Source organism: Marinomonas arctica, assembly GCF_003259225.1.
Taxonomy (GTDB): Bacteria; Pseudomonadota; Gammaproteobacteria; order Pseudomonadales; family Marinomonadaceae; genus Marinomonas; species Marinomonas arctica.
In genome coordinates this window covers 117,690-124,703 of record NZ_QHJF01000021.1, presented here as the reverse complement: position 1 = coordinate 124,703, position 7,014 = coordinate 117,690, and the positions used below count along the sequence as shown (strand labels likewise).

Sequence of the window (7,014 nt, the reverse complement as noted above, 5' to 3'; positions counted from 1 at the left end):
GTGATGAAGATTTTATGATCATCACTATATATTGACATTGGTTGCTCTAAATGGATAGCCCTTATATCTATACAGTATAATTTGGTGTTTATCATGCGTGTGACGTATCTTGGTATGTCTGAGTCGGCGGCGTTTATCGAGGCCAACAGTGTGCGAATCCCACTTTATGTGGATTCTGTGTCGGCGGGGTTTCCTTCGCCTGCTCAGGATTTTGTTGAGAAATCGTTGGATTTGAATGAGTTTTGTGTGGCGCATCCTAATGCGACGTTTTATGTGCGTGCTCAGGGGGATTCGATGATTGATGTAGGGATTCATTCGGGTGATGTGTTGGTGGTAGACCGTTCACTAACGGCGCGGCATGGGGATATTGTGATTGCTTGTATCCATGGGGAAATGACGGTGAAAACGTTAGAGTTGAAACCTAATGTGTTGCTGCGTCCGAAGAACAAAGCTTATAAAGCCATTCCTATTACCGAGGAGTCGGGTTTGGAAATTTTTGGTGTGGTCGCGGGTGTGGTTCGCAAATATGAGCGCGGCTAAGAATACGGCTTTTGCTTTGGTCGATTGCAATAATTTTTACGCGAGTTGCGAGAAGTTGTTTCGGCCTGACCTAAAGCACACGCCTATTGTGGTGCTGTCGAATAATGATGGCTGCATCGTCGCGCGTTCTAAAGAAGCGAAGGCATTGGGTATCAAAATGGGCGTGCCCGTTTTTCAGGTTCAAGACGCGCTAAGAAAACACGGTATTGTGTGTTTTTCGTCGAATTATGCCTTGTATGCGGATATGTCGAATAGGGTGATGACCACGTTAGAAGAGGAGGCGCCGCGGCTTGAGATATATTCTATCGATGAAGCCTTTATGGATTTAACCGGTGTCGAGCGTGTGACGGATTTGCTGGCGTTTGGTCAACGAGTAAAAGCAAAGGTCGATAAATGGACGGGCATCACGGTTGGGGTGGGTATTGCACCCACTAAAACCTTGGCGAAGTTGGCGAATCATGCGGCAAAAAAGTACCCCGCAACGGGGTCTGTGGTGGATTTGATGAATCCAGATAGGCAAAAACGCTTGTTAGCCTTGGTGGATGTGGGTGATGTGTGGGGTGTTGGTCGTCGAACCACAGCAAAGCTCAAAGCAAAGGGTATTCATACGGCGTGGGATCTGGCGAACGCGAACGCCAAGGTGATGCGCAGTGAGTTTTCTGTGGTGATGGAGCGAACGATTCGAGAGTTGAACGGTGTGTCATGTTTGGATTTGGAGTGGGTTAGGCCCACAAAGCAGCAGATCATTTGCAGTCGATCATTTGGGCATAAAGTCACAGATAAGCGTGAACTAGGGGAGGCCATCGCCAAATATATGACCCGTGCCGCTGAGAAGTTACGTAGTGAGCAGCGTTGTTGTCGCGTGGTCAGTGTGTTTATTCGTACCAGCCCTTTTATTCCAAACGAACCGCAGTATTCAGCGTCGCTTACCGTTGAGCTGCCGAATCCAACCGATGATACACGAGACTTATTGGCGGTCGCTGAGAGGATTTTTCATCGCCTGTATCGTGCTGGTTATCGTTATGCCAAAGGTGGTGTCATGCTTGCTGATTTTTATGAGCCGGGGACGGTTCAGCAAGACTTCCTGTGCGTTGATAGTACAAAAACCAATTCAAAAGCTTTAATGGGCGTCATGGATAAGATCAACCGCAGTGGCATGGGCCAGGTTTTCTTTGCTTCGCAAGGGGTATCGCCACAGTGGGCAATGAAACGAGAGCATTTATCGCCAGCCTATACGACCAAGTGGGATGATTTGCCCAAAGTGTGGTAAAGGCTGATTCGTAAGTTTTAGCAAGCGTTTTACTCTCATGAAGGCCATGTGGTAATAAAAATGCCTTTATTGCCATTTGGCGGTAAGGGCATTTTATGTACATTCACAGATGGGCTTGCTCATCCAGTTGGTTATCGTTGTTGATGAACCGATATTGGCTTAAGTAAGCGCTGTTGCGTTATTCACTAGGCGTCTTTTAGGCTTTCTACCGCCTGTGTCAACGCCGATTTTCTTGAGTCACAAAAAGCGTTGTGAGGCAAACGGCTTAATATCCCCAGCTTCTCCAAACGTTCTGTTGTTTGCCCGTTGGGGCTAAAGATATACACCGCACAATTGGCGTCTATCGCGTCTTTGATGGCGTTTTCCAGTGCCAAACCAATGGTGAGATCCATCATGGGGACAGCGCTTAAATCTAATACCACGGCTTTATAATTGTGTATGCGGTTGTGGTGCTTTGCGATGGCTTTGCTGGCGCCAAAGATCATTGGGCCAGACAGATAGAACAATAATACTTTGCCATCGGCTTGATCTAATAATATTTTTTCTTCTTTTGACAGTGGAATGTCGTCGTCCGCATCGCTGATCGCTTTTACATTTCCCGATTGTAAGCGGCTGAGTTTTTCGATGGTCATGATGTTGGCAATAAAGACACCAATGCCTACCGCGACCATTAAATCCACAAATACGGTAAGCGCCATAACGCCATACATGATAATAGTCGGCGATAAAGCGACTTTATGCGCGCGTTTCAGGAAGCTCCAGTCGAGGATATTGATACCAACATACAACGCGATACCCGCGAGCACCGCCATAGGAATAGGGCTGATCAGTTCCGATGCGCCGAGTACGACGAGTAATAGAATGAGCGCTCTCGTGATGCCTGCAAGGGGGGATTTACCTCCAGACTGTATGTTGACGACTGTGCCCATGGTTGCTCCCGCGCCAGGTAATCCACCCAGCAAACCGGAAAAGAAGTTAGCGGTCCCTTGGCCGATGAGTTCTCGGTTTGAGTCGTGCTCTTTGCGCGTGAGGTTGTCGGCGATGACCGCGGTTAAGAGTGTGTCAATACAACCTAGCGTGCCCAACACCAAACCATTGATAATGATCTCAATAAATACCGAGCGTTCAAATGTAGGCCAGTGAATAGAAGGCAAGCCAGACGGGATGACGCCAATACGGCGAACATCAGAGTCGCTGAATAGAATGACAGAAATGAGAGTAATAGCGACTAGGGCGACGAGTTGTGGTGGCACATATCGACGCCAATGTTTCGGCAAATAGAACAACACGCCTACCGTCAGTAAGCCTAAAAATAACTCGGAAAATTTAAGGTTAAGTATTAGGTTCGGTAAGGCGCTTAAGGTGCCCATGACGCCACCTGATGGTGAAGGGTGCCCCAAGAAAGGTGCAATTTGTAAAATAATCAGAATGATGCCAATGCCAGACATAAAGCCTGAAATGACACTGTAGGGCATTAGGGTGATGTATTTGCCTAACTTTAGATAACCTAATGTGATTTGAAATAAACCTGCGATCATCACCACGGTAAACGCCATGGCCACACCCCCTTCTGGGCTGCTCGCCATCATGCTGGTAAGCACGGCTGTCATGATCACCGTCATTGGGCCGGTGGGTTCCGATATCAGGCTGGTCGACCCTCCAAATAGCGCGGCAAATAAGCCGACTATGATAGCCCCCCAAAGTCCTGCTTCGGCACCAGCGCCTGAGGCTACGCCAAAAGCAAGCGCCAGCGGCAGTGAGACAATGGCCGTGGTAGCTCCGCCAAATAAGTCGCCAGTAAGAGTCCAGTCTTTGAAGCGAGAAAAATCAATGATCATTGTTTGTTTACCTGTCCGTTATCTGTCTTTAAATCAATCCGTTGAAGTAATCCATCATAGTCTGTTACAAAAGAGCCCGCAGTTGCGGGCTCTTTGTATTTTTCATCAAAATGCGCTGCGTTATTCTGTGTGCGTTTCTGATGTTGCTTCTGTGTTATTGTCTTCACGAGCAATTCGAGGGTCGTTTTTAACGCGACCTGTCGACTCACGACGACGAGACGATGCTGCGTTGCGTTTTTGCTCTTGCTCTGCGCGTAGCTTTTCCTGCTGAGCTAGAATGGCAGCGGGCAATTCTACAGGCGCTTTCGCTTCAGTATTAGCCGGTTTAGTGGCGGGCTTGCCACGTCCACGGCGAGGTGTCCGAGTCGTGCGAGCGTTATTGTCCGCAGATTGAGCGTTATCGTCTTCTTTGCTCGCTTCTGTCGTCTCAGCTTGGCTTTCAGATTGAACGTTCTCTGTTTCTACCACCGTAGTGTTAGATTGAGGCGTGTCTTCTGTCGCCACGGCAGGTTTTGCTTCTACTTGAGTCGCTTCTGCTTGCTCAGCTACTTGCGTCGCTTCCTCTTTTGTTGCAACGGGTGCGGCAACGGTTTCAGGTTGAGCGTCAGTTGTGTCTGCTGCTGGTAACGTTAACTCAGGTGTCTCTTGTTCGATTTGCTCAATTTTTCGCATTTGAGCTTTGACCGACATTTTAGGCTTAGCAGGCTTCACTTCAGGCGCGCTGTCTTTATCTGCAACATCCTCTGCGGTTACTGGTGCATCGTCTGATGGTGCTTCAACGGCTTGAGGCTTCTCTTCTGTTGAGGCTTTTGGCGTTTCCACGACGTCAGCTTTATTGTCTGCTTCTGGCTCCGCTTCGGCTTGTACTTTGGCCTCTACTTCGGGTTTAGACGCCGCGTCTGTTGTTTCTACTGGTGCTGTAGTCGCCGTTGTAGATTGCGCGTCATCACTTTCAGACTCAGTACTTTCTTGCTCAGTACTTTCTTGCTCAGTACTTTCTTGCTGTACGCTGTTGTCTTCTTTTTGTGGACGACGTGAGCGACGTGAGCGACGAGAACGACGTTGAGGTTCATCACCGTTTTCGTTGTTTTCCACTTCAGCGTTTTGAGCGGCTTCAACTAACGCGGCATCTTCTTGCTCTTGCAACTTAGTGGCTTCAAGTGCTTCGTCTTTCAACTTGCCATTACGGCGACGGTTGTCATTACGTTCGCGTTTGCGTTCTTTTACTTCAGGAACTTCTTTCTGAGGCTGGCGTGGCGCTGCTTTTACAGCGGCTTCCTGCTTTTCCGCTCTTGGTTCTTGAGCATCCGTCTTGTTATTGCGGTTGTTACGACGGTTATTGTTGTTGCCCTTTGTTGCCGCTTCCGCTTGTTCGCGGCGAGACTGACGAGTAGAGCGATTGTTTTCTGCTGTGCTCTGGTTGTCATCACGGTCTGCATTCTGGTGCTTAACCGTACGCTTGTTGCGGTTAGTGCGAGTATTTGCAGGTTTGCTTGACGTATTGCGTTCAGCTTGAGGTGCTGTGTTTGAGCTAGGTGTTGCACTCGCGGCTTTTGGCTTAGGTTTTGTTTCTGTATTACCAAATAGGGCCGTGACAATGCGTTTAAACAAACTAGGTTTGCTAGGCTGGCTCTTCGCCGGTTTTGCTGTAGCTACCGCTGCTGGCGTTGTTGTGTGCTCTGGCGCTGGTGCCTTTGGCGCAATGCTTGTTACAGCCGCTTGTGCGCGCACGTTCTCGCTTGCTTTACGAGGCTCATACGGTGGCTGTTCAGGCGTTTCTACTAAGGTATAGCTGTTTTCGTTTTGAGTAATAACCGTACTGTCATCACGAATACGTTCTACTTCAAAGTGCGGTGTTTCCATGTGAGGATTTGGCACAAGAATGATGTGAACGTTATTGCGTTTTTCGATTTTAGCGATATTTGTGCGCTTCTCGTTTAGCAAGAAAGTAGCGACAGACACAGGTAAAACAGCGCGAATCTGAGCCGTACGTTCTTTCGAACATTCTTCTTCGATTAGGCGAAGCACAGACAGCGCGAGTGATTCTACGTCGCGGATGAAGCCTTGGCCGTTACAGCGAGGACAAACGATACCACTGGTTTCGCCAAGAGAAGGGCGCAAACGCTGGCGTGACATTTCTAATAAGCCGAAGCGAGAAATGCGTCCCAGTTGCACTCGTGCACGATCCGCTTCTAGCGCGTTTTTCATGCGGTTTTCAACTTCTTTTTGGTTACGCACAGGCGTCATATCAATGAAGTCGATCACCACCAAGCCACCGATATCACGAAGACGCAATTGGCGTGCAATTTCGTCAGCCGCTTCTAGGTTGGTTTGTAGCGCTGTTTCTTCAATGTCTCCGCCTTTTGTTGCGCGAGCCGAGTTGATATCGATGGAAACAAGGGCTTCTGTCGGATCGATAACAATAGAGCCGCCAGAAGGCAGGCGAACTTCACGCTGGAAAGCCGTTTCGATCTGAGTTTCGATCTGGAAGCGGTTAAACAGCGGTGTAGAATCGGTGTACATTTTAATGCGTGACTTGAAGTGCGGCATGACTTGCATGACAAAGTTAATCGCATCTTGGTACGCGTTTTTCTCGTCAATTAACACTTCACCGATGTCTTCACGTAGGTAGTCGCGAATGGCACGGATAACGATATTGCTTTCTTGGTAGATTAAGAAAGGAGCTGGTTTTTCAGAAGCGGCTTTGGTGATAGAAGACCACAGTGTATCCAGGTAGTCCAAATCCCACTGAAGCTCTTCTGTTGAACGACCTACGCCCGCAGTACGAACAATTAGACCACCATTTTCTGGTGTGTTCAGACCTGACATGGCTTCTTTAAGGTGTGATCTGTCATCACCGTCGATACGACGAGAAATGCCGCCAGCACGAGGATTATTTGGCATAAGAACCAAGTAACGTCCAGCTAAGCTAACGAAGGTCGTCAGTGCGGCGCCTTTGTTGCCGCGTTCTTCTTTATCAACCTGAACGATGACTTCTTGGCCTTCGCTTAGCACATCTTTGATGTTGATGCGGCCATCATGGTTTGATTTTTTCGAAAAATACGTCTTGGATATTTCTTTTAGTGGTAAGAAACCGTGGCGATCAGCACCAAAATCTACGAAGGCAGCTTCTAAACTCGGTTCTATGCGAGTGATGCGGCCTTTGTAAATGTTGGACTTCTTTTGTTCGCGTGAACCGGACTCTATATCTAGATCATATAGACGTTGACCGTCTACTAGGGCGACGCGCAACTCTTCTTGTTGAGTTGCATTGATAAGCATTCTAATCATTGTATGTGTGAACTCTGTGAGCTGATTCGAAAGAGTCACAACAGTGATAGGTAACCATTAATAAATCTGACTCAG

4 protein-coding genes are annotated in these 7,014 nt (G+C 48.2%); 2 read left to right on the top strand and 2 right to left on the bottom strand.

Annotation, left to right across the window (positions count from 1 at the left end):
* Positions 1–93 precede the first annotated feature (93 nt).
* On the top strand, positions 94–540 hold the full coding sequence (gene umuD / locus DK187_RS13405; protein ID WP_111607857.1) for a translesion error-prone DNA polymerase V autoproteolytic subunit: 447 nt from the start codon (positions 94–96) through the stop codon (positions 538–540).
* Complete coding sequence (gene umuC / locus DK187_RS13400) at positions 527–1,810, top strand: translesion error-prone DNA polymerase V subunit UmuC (protein ID WP_111607856.1); 1,284 nt, start codon at positions 527–529, stop codon at positions 1,808–1,810. The genes umuD and umuC overlap by 14 nt, the downstream gene beginning before the upstream one ends.
* Positions 1,811–1,995: 185 nt before the next feature.
* On the opposite strand, the gene DK187_RS13395 is transcribed toward umuC, so the two are convergent.
* Both DK187_RS13395 and rne read right to left on the bottom strand, forming a co-directional pair.
* The gene (locus tag DK187_RS13395; protein ID WP_111607855.1) at positions 1,996–3,648 is read right to left on the bottom strand and encodes a SulP family inorganic anion transporter; all 1,653 of its coding nucleotides are present in this window, start codon (positions 3,646–3,648) and stop codon (positions 1,996–1,998) included.
* Between the two features lie 120 nt (positions 3,649–3,768).
* A complete protein-coding gene (gene rne / locus DK187_RS13390; RefSeq protein ID WP_111607854.1) occupies positions 3,769–6,939 on the bottom strand; it encodes a ribonuclease E in 3,171 nt (1,056 codons plus the stop codon).
* Positions 6,940–7,014 lie beyond the last annotated feature (75 nt).